Raw genomic sequence first — 15,683 nt, 5'->3', positions numbered from 1 at the left:
ATGTTCGGCTGATCGTCGCGATCGTCGGACAGGCGGTCGCGCGGATACTTCGGCATCCCCTCCTCGAGCTGCGCGTCGAACAGGTAGAACTCGAGCTCGAACGCGACGACCGGCCGGATGCCGCGCCCGCGCTCGCTGTTCGGCGAGATCCTCGACTGGATGCTCGCGCCGCTGCTGCTGCTGTGGCCGATGAGCATCGCCGTCACCTATCTGGTCGCGAAGACGATCGCGAACGGCCCGTTCGACCGCGCGCTCGAGACCAACGCGTACGTGCTCGCGCGGCAGATCCATCCGGTAAACGGCGTCGCCGAGCTGACGCTGCCGGAGCAGACACGCGACTTCCTGCGCGCGGACAACGTCGACAGCGTTTACTTCCAGGTGCTCGGCACGCGCGGCGAGCTGGTCGCGGGCGAAGCCGACATGCCGCTGCCGCGCGACGAGGATCGCCCGCCGCCAGGCGTCGTCATGTTCCGCGACGACCTGCTGCGCGGCAACGACGTGCGCGTCGCCTATACGACGGTCGCACTGCCGCAACCGGGCAACACGCAGCCCGTGCTCGTGCAGGTCGGCGAAACGCTGGACAAGCGCAACGCACTCGCGAACGACATCATCAAGGGCGTGATCCTGCCGCAATTCGTGATCCTGCCGCTCGCGATCCTGCTGGTCTGGTTCGGGCTGTCGCGCGGCCTCGCGCCGCTCAACGCGCTGCAGGCGCACATCCGCGCGCGGCGGCCCGACGACCTGTCGCCCGTCGAGGCGCAGCGCGCGCCGCCCGAGATCGAGCCGCTCGTCACGTCGTTCAACGACCTGCTCGCGCGTCTCGAACAGAACATGGCGCTGCAAAAGCGCTTCATCGCCGACGCCGCGCACCAGATGAAGACCCCGCTCGCGGGCCTGCGCACGCAGGCCGAGTTCGCGCTGCGCCACCCCGTCCCGCCCGACGTGCAGCGCTCGCTCGAGCAGATCGCGACGAGCTCCGAGCAGGCCGCGCGGCTCGTCACGCAGTTGCTCGCGCTTGCGCGCGCCGAGAACCGCGCGAGCGGGCTGACGTTCGAGCCGGTCGAGATCGCCACGCTCGCGCGGCGCGCGGTGCGCGACTGGGTGCAGGCCGCGCTCGCGAAACGGATGGATCTCGGCTACGAAGGCCCGCCGGACGACACGCCGCTCGACGTCGACGGCAATCCGGTGATGCTGCGCGAGATGCTCGGCAACCTGATCGACAACGCGATCCGCTACACGCCGGACGGCGGCCGCATCACGGTGCGCGTGTGCGCCGAGCCCGCGGCGCGGGTCGTGCATCTCGAAGTCGAGGACACCGGGCCGGGCATCCCGGCCGCCGAACGCGAGCGCGTCGTCGAGCGCTTCTACCGGATCCTCGGCCGCGAAGGCGACGGCAGCGGTCTCGGGCTCGCGATCGTGCGCGAGATCGCCACGCAGCACGGCGGCACGCTGACGCTCGACGATCACGTGTACCAGCACGCACCGCGCCTCGCCGGCACGCTCGTGCGCATCAGCCTGCCGCTGACCGACACCGCCCCGGATTAACCCTGACGCGCGCCGCCGCAGCACGCCGCAACCGCACCAAAACCGGCAATTTGACGGACGTTCGAAGCACGATGGGCACACAAAGCAACCGATTCGACGCGGGTTAACGCGCAGTCGTTTTGCACGCACGAGTCAGTCCGCCGTAAGTTTCCGTACCAATAATCGTCCACAGGCCCGCTCACCCAAGGCGGCCGCATATCTATATCAAGGGACTTGGAGACGACTCATGGCAACGTTAGGCGGGCAAATTTCGCACGCGCCGATGACGGGCGAAGAGAAGAAGGTGATCTTCGCGTCGTCGCTCGGCACCGTGTTCGAGTGGTACGACTTTTACCTGGCCGGCTCGCTCGCGGCCTACATCAGCAAGAGTTTCTTCTCCGGCGTCAATCCGACCGCCGCGTTTATCTTCACACTGCTCGGCTTCGCGGCCGGCTTCGCGGTGCGACCGTTCGGCGCGATCGTGTTCGGCCGGCTCGGCGACATGGTCGGACGCAAGCACACGTTCCTCGTGACGATCGTGATCATGGGTATCTCGACGTTCGTGGTCGGCTTCCTGCCCGGCTACACGTCGATCGGCATTGCCGCGCCCGTGATCTTCATCGCGATGCGGCTGCTGCAGGGTCTCGCGCTCGGCGGCGAATACGGCGGCGCAGCGACCTACGTCGCCGAGCATGCGCCGGCCAACCGTCGCGGCTTCTACACCGCATGGATCCAGACGACCGCCACGCTCGGCCTGTTCCTGTCGCTGCTCGTGATCCTCGGCGTGCGCACGTTCATCGGCGAGGAAGCGTTCGGCAGCTGGGGCTGGCGCGTGCCGTTCGTCGCGTCGATCCTGCTGCTCGCGGTGTCGGTGTGGATCCGGATGCAGCTGAACGAATCGCCGGTGTTCATGCGCATCAAGGCGGAAGGCAAGACGTCGAAAGCGCCGCTGACCGAGGCGTTCGGCCAGTGGAAGAACCTGAAGATCGTGATCCTCGCGCTCGTCGGCCTGACCGCCGGCCAGGCCGTCGTGTGGTACACGGGCCAGTTCTACGCGCTGTTCTTCCTCACCCAGACGCTGAAGGTGGACGGTGCGAGCGCGAACATCCTGATCGCGATCGCGCTCCTGATCGGCACGCCGTTCTTCCTGTTCTTCGGTTCGCTGTCGGACAAGATCGGCCGCAAGCCGATCATCCTCGCGGGCTGCCTGATCGCCGCGCTGACCTACTTCCCGCTGTTCAAGGCGCTCACGCACTACGCGAATCCGCAGCTCGAGATCGCGACGCAGAAGGCGCCGATTTCGGTGATCGCCGATCCGGCCACCTGCTCGTTCCAGTTCAACCCGGTGGGCACGTCGAAGTTCACGAACTCGTGCGACGTCGCAAAGAGTGCGCTCGCGAAGGCCGGCCTGAACTACGAGAACGTCGCGGCACCGGCTGGCACGACGGCCCAGATCAAGGTCGGCGACACGGTGATCCCCGCCTATGAAGGCAAGGCGGCCGACGCGAAGGCGCAGGGTGCAGCGTTCGACAAGACGCTCGCGTCGACGCTGAAGTCGGCCGGCTACCCGGCGAAGGCCGACCCGGCGCAGCTCAACTGGCCGATGACGATCGTGATCCTGACGATCCTCGTGATCTACGTGACGATGGTCTACGGCCCGATCGCCGCGATGCTGGTCGAGATGTTCCCGACGCGGATCCGCTACACGTCGATGTCGCTGCCCTATCACATCGGCAACGGCTGGTTCGGCGGCTTCCTGCCGGCGACCGCGTTCGCGATCGTCGCGGCGAAGGGCAACATCTACTCGGGCCTCTGGTATCCGATCGTGATCGCGCTGGGCACGTTCGTGATCGGCCTGCTGTTCGTCAAGGAGACGAAGGACTCGAATATCTACGCGCAGGATTGAGGTCGGGTGGCGGGCGGGTTCCGGTGAGCGGCAACCCGCCCCGCGACGAGGCCGGCGCGGGCCGACGGCAACCTTTTTCACGGAAGATGAAAAAAGGTGTTGACAGCCAGACCGGCATTCTCCATAATTCATTTCTTCGGCGAATTAGCTCAGTCGGTTAGAGCGACGGAATCATAATCCGCAGGTCCGGGGTTCGAATCCCTGATTCGCCACCAAATGCGAGAGCCGCTGTTTCGAAAGAAACAGCGGCTTTTTCATTTGTTCCGCCAAAAACACACGCCGTCACATCACGTTGACCGTGTGAGCCTCCGCCAGTCGAACGCGACGATCATTCGGCCATCGTCAATCGCACACTTCCGGTCGAAATCGCGATGCGTGACTTGAATGCGCCGACGCGAGCCGTCGCGCTGAATGGCCGCGATTTTTCATCCGAGCGCGTCACGCGCCCCGACACCCTTGCCTGCGCAAGACCGACGCCAACAAGAACGATTGAACACGATCGCAATCGGAGACCCGCGCTTTCAGTTCAACACTCCAGTACCGGCTCATGCTTTCGTGGCCACGATGATCGCGCCATTGCGCTCGAGACCGGAGCGGATACGCAACCGATGCCGGCACCGCTCTCCATAAAAAGACGATCTGCGCGCCGATGCCGGTATGCGGCGATACCGAACGGTGCAAAAGTCGATACCCCGCGCAATCGCACCCAGACCACCGCGGCACGGACACTACACCGCACTTAGAATCGGCATGTCCAAATTTCTGCTGCATCCGGGCATAACGTCAATGAAAAAGCGCCTCGCATGCTTCCTGTCGGTTCTGATCGGCATCGCCATCCCGCTTGCCTGCCACGCCGACCCTCTGCCAGACACCACCGTCGACGGCTTGCACTGGAGATTCGAGCAGCTACACGACACCGGGCACGACGACGATTACGAAGTAGCCGCCCGTCGAAGCGAGCAGGTCCTGATCTGGGACAACGGCAAGAACCGGCAAGCTTATGCGGAAGCCGTGTTCCTGCTGGTCTCCGCCCCCTACGATCAGGTACAGCCGCTGGTGCAACGCGTACTGCAACGGACGAGCCCGGTAACAGCCAGCGCCAATAGCTGGCAGCTGCGGAATTTGCCGGACCCCTGGAGCCGTGTGCTGTTGTCGCGCCGGCCGGACCTGCGCGCAGCCATCGCCGACCACGCGACCCTGCCGAAACTGCAGCTGGCGCTGCAACAAGGCGCGATCACCCGGCAGGAACTGGACTGGCGCATGGATCAGGCTCGGACACGCGTCGACCGGCTGTTCCAGGGCTCGGGCGTGCCTGCGCTGCAGTCCACCTACGCATTCTGGGAAGCCCGCCAGGACCACAGCGATGGCATCACCGGTCAGTACCGGAGCGCGCTGTTCGTCAGGGTGCAGGACGTCAGCGCGATATTCGGGCACCCGGCGACGGTCGTTCAGTTCGGTCGCATCGACTCCCGGCCCAACCCCGACTACAGCCTGTGGAAAGCACTGACACTGCAGGACCTGGACATATTCAGCGGCAACCGGACCCAATCCAGCAGGACTGGCATATCCGTCGTACCGGGCGACGTGTTCACGGCATTGTCCGGCGCGCTGTCCGCACTGCCAGCCAGGCTGGAAATCGCCACGTCGCCCGTTGCATGGCAGTTACCCACGACACCGTCGATGCCGCCCCCCGCAATCAAGCTGGTCGTGCCGGACCCGAGCGCCCCGGTCATCAAGCCTTCGATCATCCGCTGGGACAAGTTCGTGACCGACCCGTCGCAACGCACGTTGCTGTACCCGCACGACATCCTCGGCCTGCCGGATGGCAGCCTGCTGTTCAGTGCCCAGGTGGCCGACAACCGCGGCTGGAACGAGTATGTGTGGCGACTGCACGCGGGCAACGGTGGGTTGCAGGCGGACGAAGTCTGGCACGGCAAGGACGGCCCGCGACGGATGATGATGAACGGCGACGGCAGCGCCGTCTGGTTCGACGGCCAGCCGGATGCCAAGAGCAACCCATGCCTGTACCGATATGACCTCGCGAGCCGCAAGGTCGATCGTCATGAAGTCGTCTGGCCGAGCGAGACCGATTGGCGAGACCATCAGATGAGCGATATGCACTGGATTCTCGACGACGATCTGCCGGTCAATTTCTGGCATGACATCCGGCGTGACGAGAAGAACGAGAACCCGGTCGGTTCCGAATTCCTGACCGTGCAGCGCCCGGCGTCACCGCCGTCGGCCACCGACGATCCATGGCCGTTCGTCACCACGCTGTCGTCGGTACGCCAGTCGCTGATGAACGAGATCAGCAACGGCAGCAATGCCCTGATCTGGCCAGTCCGCTGGCAGCCTTCCGGGAGCTACTGGACGGAGGATTCGCAAGGGCTCGCCGAGCTGGACGCCCGCACCGGCCGCGCGCTGCGTACGATCGCCTTACCCCAGCGCTTCGGCATGCCGAATTCCGTCAGCGCTGCCGGTATCGCGCAATGGGTGCCCAAGCCGCTCGGTTCGCCGCAAGGTCAATGGATCGCGACAGGTTTCGTGCTCCTGCTCGACGACGACGGCAGCATGCCGCCTCCCGTGAAGTATCCCGGCCCGAAACGGGAGCGCTTTGTCGGCATGCACGTGGTGGATCTCAAGAGCGGGCACGTGCTGTCGGCACTGCTGGGCAGTGCCGACAACTTCAAGGCCGCCGCCCGTTCGGCGAACGGACGCTTCCTGGCAATGGGCACGACCTACACCACTGGCGGCTGGAAGCATCGCGTGGCACTCTGGGACGTCGCACAGGGCCGCACCCCCGTGCAGCTCGACACATCGTCGATCCCCAAAGACAGCGAGATCCAGGCGCTGGCGTTTTCATGGAGCGGTTCGGCGCTGTGGGGACTCGGCACGCGCGAACTGATGCTGTGGCAATTGCCCGCCGCGCTGCGCGATCGCGCGACGCGTGGCGCTGCTCCGGATCAGTCCCACAATTGAAGCCGTGCATCGACTGGCTGCCGACTTCCACGATCGGCGAAAATCGGACACGCGTTCGACCGGTCGGGCCGCTGCCCGCTTCTCCATGACCGGATTCAGCAGTGACCCGATCGCCAACGAAAATACCGAGGATCAGATGACGGAACGTAACGAATCGAACCGCGACAAGCCGCGCGGACGCACGAGTCGACGCCGGCTGGTGGCCGGTGTCGCGGTCGCCGCAGTCGCCGCTGCCGCGGTGGCAGGCGTGCGATACCTGTCACCGCCGGGCGGCCTGGGCAAAAGCGAGATCGACGAGATTCTGAAAGCCGCGCTCGCGGACAAGAACACGGCGCCGACTGACGCCTGCGTCAGCCTGAGCGGCGCCGAGCTGCCCGCCGACGTCACTGCGGCGAGCTTGCTGAGAGTGGACGGGACGGTCCGGAAAGACGTGCAGGCGCTCATCGACCGCGGCCTGATCACCGTCAAATTCGACGCGGGCAAAGGCAAGCCAACCATCAGGAATCCGGATTACGAGCTGAGTGACAAGCCTGTGCGCTTGAGCCACATCGAGCTCACCGCGTTCGGGAAGCCATACTACCGATATCAAGAAATCGAGTCGACCGATCCTTCGTCACCCGGCGGGCGCGTCCTGTACATGATCAACCTGTTCTGCGCGCACGTTTCATATGGCGGCGTCGAAAAATTCATGACGCCCTCCAAGAATCCGTTCGACGACAATCCGCATCTGGTGACGTGGGTCAATTTCCTGTGGAAACCGGACAAGCAAGCGACGCCGTGGCTGGCAGACCCGGACCTGCTGGGCGCGCTGTCGTTCTATCCCGAAGACGATGGCTGGGCCCACAAGGGGATTCTCCTCGAGCGGGACGACAACGCGCACTGGGCGCTGGGCAACAATCCGTACACCATCCGCTGGTAGCGGCGGCGTCCCCACGCGTGCCGGCGGCGCGCACCGGAATCCGCGGTGGCCGGCAACACGGCCACCCCGGCAGCACGCCGACGCCTTACGCCGCCACCGCGCCTCTCTGCACCTTCGCCGCCTGCGCCCCCACCCGCCCGCGCCAGTTCTCCCCGCCCTCCAGCGACGGCGTCGACTCGAACACCTCAGCGATCCAGTCGGCGAACACGCGCACCTTCTGCGACAGATGCCGGTTGTGCGGATAGACGATCGAGATCGGCTTCGGCTTCGGATTGCAGTCCGGCAGTACCTCGACCAGCGAGCCGTCGAGCAGGTTCGGCAGCACCATGAACAGCGTCGGCTGGATCATCCCGAACCCTTCGAGCCCGCACGTCACATAGGCATCCGAATCGTTGACCGTGACGCTCCCGTTCATCCGCACCTCGAACGGCTTGCCGTCGATCATGAACACCCACGGAATCGCACGCGCGCCGTGGCTCGAACGAAAATTCACCGCATGATGCTCGGCGAGATCGGCAATCTCGTGCGGCTCGCCGTGACGCGCGAGGTAGTCGGGCGACGCGCAGGTCACGCGCTTCAGCATCCCGATCCGCCGCGCGACCATCGACGAATCCTCGAGCGGCCCGACCCGGATCATGCAGTCGATGCCCTCCTCGACCGGATCCACGTAGCGGTCGGAGAGCCCCAGTTCGAGCGTGATGTCCGGGTAGCGCTGGCGGAAAATCGACAGCGACGGCAACACGACGCGCCGCCCGAGCGAACTCGGCATGTGGACGCGCAGCACGCCGCTCGGCTTGCGGTTGCCGGTCTGGAAACTCGCGTCGGCCTCCGCGATCTCCGAGATGATCTTCATGCAATGCTCGTAGTACGCCGCCCCTTCCGGCGTCAGCGACAGCCGGCGCGTCGTCCGGTGCATCAGGCGCACGCCGAGCAGCGCCTCGAGGTTCTGGATGATGGTCGTCACCGACGCACGCGGCATCGCGAGCGTGTCGGCCGCGCGCGTGAAGCTGTTCGCGTCGACCACGCGGGTAAAAACTTCCATTGCCTGGATTCGGTCCATGCTGCTCCCCCTTCGAATCGCCAACGAAACAGAATAGAGCGCGCGACGGGCGCGGCACAAGCCCCCACCTATTGTTCTACGATCCTGAATAATTTCCGAATTTCGGACTGGAAAGCGATCGATTTCCGTTCAGTCTCTCGCGGCAATCGTTCCGGCCCCGACCCCGGCCGCACGGCGTGCGTTACCGCACGAACCGCTCGCGATACCCCTGCGGCGACACGCCCAGCATGCGCACGAAACAGCGTCGCAGCGTTTCCTCCGAGCCGAAGCCGCAACGCGCGGCGATCCGCTTGACGGGCCAGGCCGTTTCGCCGAGCAGACGCTGTGCGGCCTCGACGCGGATCTGCTCGACCGCGCGCGCGGGTGTGCGGCCGGTTCCCGCGCGGTAGTGGCGCACGAAGCTGCGTTCGCTCATGCGCACGCGCTCGGCCAGCGCGGGCACCGACAGGTCGGCCGTCAGGTGCTCGGCCATCCACGCGTGCAGTTCGCCGAATCGGTCGTCGGTGCGCTGCATCGACAGCATCGTGCTGAACTGCGCCTGTCCGCCCGGACGCTTCAGGAACACGACGAGTTCGCGCGCGACGTCGAGCGCGGTCGCCCGCCCGAGATCCTCCTCGACCAGCGCGAGCGCGAGATCGATGCCGGCCGTCACGCCGGCCGAGGTCCACAGCGCGCCTTCGCGGATGAAGATCGGATCGGACTCGACGCGCACGTTCGGATAGCGCGCCGCGAATTCGTCGCAGCGCGCCCAGTGCGTGACCGCACGCCGCCCGTCGAGCAGGCCAGCCTCGGCGAGCAGGAACGCGCCGGTGCAGACCGATGCCACGCGCCGTGTGCGCGCCGCCTGCTGCCGTACCCAGCGCACCAGCCGCGCATCCTTCGATGCCGCATGCACGCCCTTGCCGCCGGAGACGATCAGCGTATCGGGATGGCGCGCCGCCGAACGCAACGATTCCGCCATCACGACCAGGCCCGACGACGTCTCGACGGGCCCCGCATCGGCCGCGATGACGCGCGGCGCATACGGCGCCGGCTGGCCGCGCTCCAGCGCAAGCTCGTTGACGGACGCAAACACCTGCAGCGGCCCCGACACGTCGAGCAGCTGCGCGCGAGGGAACGCGAGGATCAGGATCGAACGCGGAGCGGCAGGCATGGCGATTGGCTGAAAACGTGGGTGATATGGCAATTTCGCCAAACACTACGCGCCTAGAATCGATCTGTCCATCCCGTGCCCGCAACGGTTCGTTCCCCTTCCACTCGGAGTCTTCGCATGACCCTGCATATCGGCTTTCTCGTGTTTCCGGGCGTCCAGCAACTCGATCTCACCGGCCCGCACGACGTGCTCGCGTCGCTGCCCGACGCCACCGTCCATCTGGTCTGGAAGTCGCGCGACACCGTCGCGTCGAGCAGCGGGCTCGCGCTCGCGCCAACCTGCACGTTCGACGACTGCCCGCCGCTCGACGTGATCTGCATTCCGGGCGGGATCGGGATCAACGCGCTGCTGCTCGATGCCGAGACGATCGCATTCGTGCAGCAGCGCGCGGCTGCCGCGCGCTACGTGACGTCGGTCTGCACGGGTGCGCTGCTGCTCGGCGTGGCCGGCCTGCTGCGCGGGCGGCGCGCGACGACGCACTGGGCATTCCACGCGCTGCTCGAACCGCTCGGCGCGGTGCCCGTGCGCGAGCGCGTCGTGCGCGACGGCAACCTGATCACGGGCGGCGGCGTCACGGCCGGCATCGACTTCGCATTGACGATCGCCGCGGAACTGGCCGGCGACGAAGAAGCGCAGGCAATCCAGCTGCAGCTCGAATACGCGCCCGCCCCGCCGTTCGACGCCGGCTCGCCCGACACCGCGCCGGCGGCGGTCGTGAAGCGCGTCACCGAACGCTCGGCGGCCGGCTTCGCGAAGCGCAAGGAGACGATCGAACAGGCGCTGCGCGCGATGTCGCGCTGAATGCGGATGCCGGGAAATTGACGCGAAGACTGGAAGACGACGCGCATTCGCGCCGGAGAACTCATCGATGAACATCATCCGCAGCGCCACGTTCACCGCGGACCGTGCATGGGGCGCGCTCGACATCGCGAACCTCAACGGCATCACGGTCCGCCTGCACTGGACCGACCAACCGTATCGCTGGCATGTGAACGACGGCGAGGAAGTGTTCGCGGTGCTCGACGGTCGCGTCGAGATGCGGTATCGCGAAGCAGGCGTCGAGCACGCGACGGTGCTCGAAACGGGCGACGTGTTCCACGCGGCGGCCGGCACCGAACACGTCGCGCATCCGCTCGGCGAAGCACGCATCCTCGTGATCGAAACCGCAGGCAGCGCCTGAGATCGGGCGGGCATTCCGCATGCGTTGCACACGCGGAACGCCCGCCTGCACGGCGGGTTCTATCCGGAGATCGTCCCGCTGCGACGCGACGAGTTTGGGCTGCGGCGCGCACCGACACGGGCACAGGTCGTGTTCGAGCGCGACGGCCTTGCCCATCACGGTCACATGCGCTCGCCGCCGTCCGACACGATCGCGCCCTGCGTCTTGCAGGCGGCGCATCTCTCGGCACGCCGGGATAGGCGAGTTCGCGCCCGTCGAACAACACTCGGGCAATCCCGTCGAGACCATGCGCCGACACGATCGCGCGAAGCGCGCTGTGGCGATGGCGGCACGCGCGGGGGCGAAGGGCAATCGCATTGCGCAATGCAGACCGATATAGCCAGAACAATTTTCGTACAATTCCTAAAATTGATTTAGTACAAGTACGAAAATCAACCCGCATAATCCAGCCAGCCCGATTATCTCAATAAATTCCCGGCCAATTATCCCGAAAATCCGGCGCGAGAAATTCATACGAACCCGCCCGCCAAGCAACGCCCACAATGCTTCAACGCGCAACCAAACCTTTCAGAATCCCGCCATCCCCACCTTGAATTTTTACCCGGTTCGATAAAACACAATTGCCTTATGGCGTTTCGTTAATTAAAAAACAGAGGAATACAATTCAATAAAGATAAATTCACTGATCAACATCAAAAAACATGGATGAACTCCAGTCGATGCGTTTGTTCGTCAAGGTCGCCGAAATGCAGAGCTTCGCAAAAGCCGCCGCCGACCTGCACATTTCCAACTCGTCCGCCACCCGCCTGCTCCTGAGCCTGGAAAACCGGCTCGGCGCGCGCCTGCTGAACCGCACGACGCGCAGCCTGTCGCTCACCGACGCCGGACGCCTGTATTTCGAGCAGGTGCGCCGCTTGATCAGCGAGATCGATTGCGTCGAAGAGACGATCGCATCGCTGAACCATGAGCCGATCGGCTCGCTCAAGATCGTCGCGCCCGTGATGTTCGGCATCCAGATGCTCGCCCCGGCGCTCGACACATTCAAGCGCCAGCATCCGAAAGTCGTGCCCGAAGTGACGGTCGTGGACCGGCATGTCGACCTCGTGTCGGAAGGATTCGACGTCGGACTGCTGATCACACAGCGCATCAACGGCGCCAGCACCGTGCGGCGCGTCCTCACGCGATTCGGTCTCGTCATCTGCGCGTCGCACGAATACGTCGACCGGCATGGCCAGCCCGCGCATCCGCGCGATCTCGAGCATCATGCGTGCCTGCTGTTCCAGTCGGACTACGCGGGCGAATCGGTGTCGTTCGACCTCGGCAACATGCGCTTCGCCGTGCGCCCGAACAAGTCGGCAGCGTCGAACAACCTGGGCCTGATCCGGCAATTCGCATTGAGCGGCATGGGCGTCGCGATCCTCCCGCGCTTCCTCGTCGAGGACGACCTCCGCGACGGCCGGCTGCTGCCGCTGCTCGACGGTTATTGCGTCGACGATCTCGAGATGAACATCGCGTATCCGAGCCGCCGGCACTTCCCGCGCAAGACGCGCCTTTTCGTCGATCACGTGATCGAATATTTCACGTGCAAGCACTGAATATCCGACCCCACTTATCCGGCCTGCCGTTCCGGCAGCCCGTCGGGCGCCCAGGAACCGCCGGCCTGAAACCGGTTCGACCGCCACCGGCACCCCCTGGCTGCACCACTGGCGGGCACGGGCGTTGCATCCGCGCATCTCCGTAGTGACCGCTCTTGGCAGCACGCCTTTGAGGACTACACTAATCCTTAATGGGGTGCGGCCGGAGCCCGTGCCTTCAGGGAGACGCCGCCATGAATCGGCCGCTGAATCGTATCCTGCCGCGCGTGACCGGTCTCGCATCGGTCTGGACGTGGATCAAGTGGTCTTTGCTGGCCGCGCTGCTGATCGCCGTGGCGATCGTTGCGCGACTCGTGCAGAGCGAGATCGAAACGTCCCGGCTGCAGGCGCACTACCTGTCCGAGCTCACCCGCGATGTCGGCTACACGGTCGAGACGGGCCCGAGCGATCACATCCGCTTCCCTGCGAACGGCCCGTACGACCAGCGCCTCGGCTACGCGATGATTCCGGCGTTCCAGGAGCGGCTGCTCGCGCGCGGCTTCGTCGTCAGCAAGCAGGCGCGCGATTCGCAGCGGATGCTGTTGCTCGGCGATCGCGGGCTGTTCCTCCCGTTCGAAGAGAAGGACCAGGCGGGCCTGATGCTGTTCGACTCGACCGGCGCGCCGCTGTTCACGACCGCGTTCCCGCAGCGCGTCTACGCCGACTTCGACATGGTGCCGCCCGTGGTCGCGAATTCGCTGCTGTTCATCGAGGATCGCTACCTGCTCGACGCGAACGAGCCGAACCGCAACCCGGCGATCGACTGGGGGCGCTTCGGCCGCGCGGTCGCCGACCAGGCGTTGCACGTCGTCAACCGCCATCAGGCACGCCCGGGCGGCAGCACGCTCGCGACGCAGATCGAGAAGTTCCGCCATTCGCCCGAGGGCCGCACCGCGACGCCGCCCGAGAAGCTGCGGCAGATCGCGTCCGCATCGGTGCGCGCGTACCTGAACGGCCCGCAGACGATGCCCGCGCGCCGCACCATCGTCGTGCGCTACCTGAATTCCGTCCCGCTCGCCGCACGGCCGCATGTCGGTGAAATCACCGGCATCGGCGACGGTCTCGCCGCGTGGTACGGCCGCGACTTCAACGACGTGAACCGGATCCTGTCCGCGCCGACCACCGGCGACAACGTCGACGAACAAGGCAAGACGTTCCGCGAGGTGCTGTCGCTGATCATCGCGCAGCGCGCGCCGTCGTACTTCCTCAACCGCGGCTATCCGGCGCTGCAGAAGCTGACCGACAGCTACCTGCGGCTGCTGTCGAACGGCGGCGTGATTTCGCCCGCGCTGCGCGACGCCGCGCTCACCGCGCAGATCGAACGCAGCGCGCCGCCAGCCGCCGCGCACGTGCAGTCGTTCGTGTCGCGCAAGGCCGTGACGTCCGCGCGCGCGTCGCTGCTGTCGGCACTCGGCATCAGCGACCTGTACCAGCTCGACCAGTTCGACCTGCAGGCGACCAGCACGCTCGACAACGGCGTGCAGCAGGCGGTCGCCGAACGGCTCGCCCAGGCGTCGACGCGTGACGGCGCGCAGAAAGCGGGCCTGTACGGTTTCGAGATGCTCGCGCCGAAGGACGACCCGTCGCACCTCACGTACAGCTTCACGCTGTACGAACACCGCAACGGCGCGAACCTGCTGCGCGTGCAGACCGACAGCGTGAACGAACCGTTCGACGTCAATCGCGGCGGCCGCATCAACCTCGGCTCGACCGCGAAGCTGCGCACGCTGATCACGTACCTGCAGATCGTGTCCGACCTGCATGCGCGCTACGCGAACCTGTCGAACGCGGAGCTGGCCCGCGTGAAGCCCGACCCGATCGACGGGCTGTCGCACTGGGCGCTCGACTATCTGTCGCATACGCGCGACCGCTCGCTGCAGGCAATGCTCGACGCGGCCGTCGAACGCAAGTACTCGGCCAGCCCCGACGTGTTCTACACGGGCGGCGGCGCGCAGGTATTCTCGAACTTCGAAAAATCGGACAACGGCCGCATCCTGACGCTGCACACGGCGTTCGAGCACTCGGTCAACCTCGTGTTCGTGCGGCTGATGCGCGACATCGTCCACTACGAGACGCTGCAGGCGGCCGGCCCGTCGTCGTCGTGGCTCGGCGATCCCGAGCAGCGCCAGCATTACCTGCAGCAGTTCGTCGACGGCGAAAGCCAGGTCTACGTGAAGCGTTACTACACGCGCTATGCGGGCAAGGCGCCCGACGACGCGCTCGCGCTGATGCTGAAGGACGTGCGCAAATCGCCACCGAAGATCGCGACGGTGCTGCGCAGCGTCGCGCCGAACGAATCGCTCGCGTGGTTCGATGCGCAGATGCGCACGCAACTGAAGGGCACGCCGGCCGCGACGCTGTCCGACGACGACCTCGCCAAGCTCTACGCGAAGTACGCGATCGACCGCTTCAACCTCAACGATCGCGGCTATATCGCGAGCGTGCATCCGCTCGCGCTGTGGACGCTCAACTACCTGCGCGCGCACCCGGGCGCATCGCTCGCCGATGTCCAGCGCGACAGCCACGATGCGCGTTTCTACACGTACTCATGGCTGTACAAGACGCGCTACCACGCGACCCAGGACCGCCGCATCCGCCGCATGGTCGAACTGCGTGCGTACGCGGAGATCACGAAGGCGTGGCGCGCGCTCGGCTACCCGTTCGCGGAGGTCACGCCGTCGTATGCGGCCGCGATCGGCGCATCGGGCGACCAGCCCGACGCACTCGCGAAACTGATCGGCCTGATCGCGAACGGCGGCCAGAAGGCGCCGACCGAGACGATCACGCGGCTCGACTTCGCGAAGGGCACGCCGTACGAGACGCGCTTCGTGCGCGCGGCCGCGCAGCCGCAGCCGATGCTGTCGCCGGAGATCGTCAACGTGGCGCACACGCTGCTGCGCGACGTCGTGCTCAACGGCACCGCGCGCCGCCTCGCGGGCGGCTTCACGCTGCCCGACGGCAAGACGCTCGACGTGTACGGCAAGACAGGGACGGGCGACCAGCGCTTCAACGTCTATGCGCGCGGCGCGCGGCTGATCGAGTCGCGCAAGGTCAATCGCAGCGGCACGTTCGTGTTCGTGCTCGGCGACCGGTTCTTCGGGGTCCTGACCGCAACGGCGCATGAACCGTATGCAGCGCGCTACGACTTCACGAGCGCGATGGCCGTGCAGTTGCTGAAGTCGATGGCGCCGGCGCTCGCGCCGCTGATCGAACGCCCGGCCGGCACCGGCACGCGCACCGCGGGCCCCGCCCCGCAGGCGGAAACGCCCGCGCCGGATGCCGCTGCCGCGCAACCGTCCTGACGGCCACGCGACCCTTCATGCGCCGA

General features: G+C 65.9%; 10 protein-coding genes, 1 tRNA gene and 2 pseudogenes. 9 read left to right on the top strand and 4 right to left on the bottom strand.

Annotated features, from left to right (window positions below; all coding sequences use genetic code 11):
* Positions 1-197: hypothetical protein (locus tag G3N61_RS40085; RefSeq protein ID WP_277405105.1), on the bottom strand; the 197-nt coding region annotated here is incomplete at its 3' end.
* Between G3N61_RS40085 and G3N61_RS17685 the strand changes: the two are divergent.
* The 5 genes and pseudogenes from G3N61_RS17685 to G3N61_RS17665 form a co-directional block, all read left to right on the top strand.
* A pseudogene (locus tag G3N61_RS17685) lies at positions 124-1,545 on the top strand (sensor histidine kinase N-terminal domain-containing protein); the annotation flags it as partial. The gene G3N61_RS40085 and the pseudogene G3N61_RS17685 overlap by 74 nt on opposite strands.
* Before the next feature lie 226 nt (positions 1,546-1,771).
* A complete protein-coding gene (locus tag G3N61_RS17680; protein ID WP_043190737.1) occupies positions 1,772-3,430 on the top strand; it encodes an MFS transporter in 1,659 nt (552 codons plus the stop codon).
* 138 nt (positions 3,431-3,568) lie between these two features.
* A tRNA-Met gene (locus G3N61_RS17675) sits at positions 3,569-3,645 on the top strand.
* Positions 3,646-4,180: 535 nt separating this feature from the next.
* Positions 4,181-6,409 (top strand): hypothetical protein, encoded by a 2,229-nt coding sequence (locus tag G3N61_RS17670; RefSeq protein WP_205823202.1) that lies wholly within the window; start codon positions 4,181-4,183, stop codon positions 6,407-6,409.
* Positions 6,378-7,328, top strand: coding sequence for a hypothetical protein (locus G3N61_RS17665; protein WP_205823201.1), 951 nt, complete (start codon positions 6,378-6,380; stop codon positions 7,326-7,328). Before G3N61_RS17670 ends, G3N61_RS17665 begins: the two co-directional genes overlap by 32 nt.
* An 85-nt stretch (positions 7,329-7,413) precedes the next feature.
* On the opposite strand, the gene G3N61_RS17660 is transcribed toward G3N61_RS17665, so the two are convergent.
* Positions 7,414-8,388, bottom strand: a complete 975-nt coding sequence (locus G3N61_RS17660) for a LysR family transcriptional regulator (RefSeq protein ID WP_043190729.1) — start codon at positions 8,386-8,388, stop codon at positions 7,414-7,416.
* 181 nt (positions 8,389-8,569) lie between these two features.
* Positions 8,570-9,541: a GlxA family transcriptional regulator gene (locus G3N61_RS17655; RefSeq protein ID WP_205823200.1), complete on the bottom strand. Its 972-nt coding sequence runs from the start codon at positions 9,539-9,541 to the stop codon at positions 8,570-8,572.
* A gap of 117 nt (positions 9,542-9,658) precedes the next feature.
* Between G3N61_RS17655 and G3N61_RS17650 the strand changes: the two genes are divergently transcribed.
* Positions 9,659-10,342: a DJ-1/PfpI family protein gene (locus tag G3N61_RS17650; protein ID WP_089451221.1), complete on the top strand. Its 684-nt coding sequence runs from the start codon at positions 9,659-9,661 to the stop codon at positions 10,340-10,342.
* A 67-nt stretch (positions 10,343-10,409) separates the two neighbouring features.
* Entirely contained in the window at positions 10,410-10,721 is a 312-nt protein-coding gene (locus G3N61_RS17645; RefSeq protein ID WP_205823199.1) for a cupin domain-containing protein, read from the top strand.
* Positions 10,722-10,780: 59 nt separating this feature from the next.
* Here G3N61_RS17645 and G3N61_RS39595 read toward each other — a convergent pair.
* Positions 10,781-11,022: pseudogene (locus G3N61_RS39595) on the bottom strand (PAAR domain-containing protein).
* A gap of 400 nt (positions 11,023-11,422) precedes the next feature.
* Between G3N61_RS39595 and G3N61_RS17640 the strand changes: the two are divergent.
* Positions 11,423-12,316, top strand: a complete 894-nt coding sequence (locus G3N61_RS17640; RefSeq protein ID WP_089451223.1) for a LysR family transcriptional regulator — start codon at positions 11,423-11,425, stop codon at positions 12,314-12,316.
* A gap of 233 nt (positions 12,317-12,549) precedes the next feature.
* Positions 12,550-15,657, top strand: a complete 3,108-nt coding sequence (locus tag G3N61_RS17635) for a transglycosylase domain-containing protein (protein ID WP_205823198.1) — start codon at positions 12,550-12,552, stop codon at positions 15,655-15,657.
* The last annotated feature ends 26 nt before the right edge of the window (positions 15,658-15,683 follow it).

Origin of the sequence: Burkholderia sp. Ac-20349, assembly GCF_017104865.1 — a bacterium.
Classification (GTDB): Bacteria; Pseudomonadota; Gammaproteobacteria; order Burkholderiales; family Burkholderiaceae; genus Burkholderia; species Burkholderia aenigmatica.
Note: the sequence above shows the minus strand (reverse complement) of the source record. Positions and strands in the feature narration are given on the sequence as shown.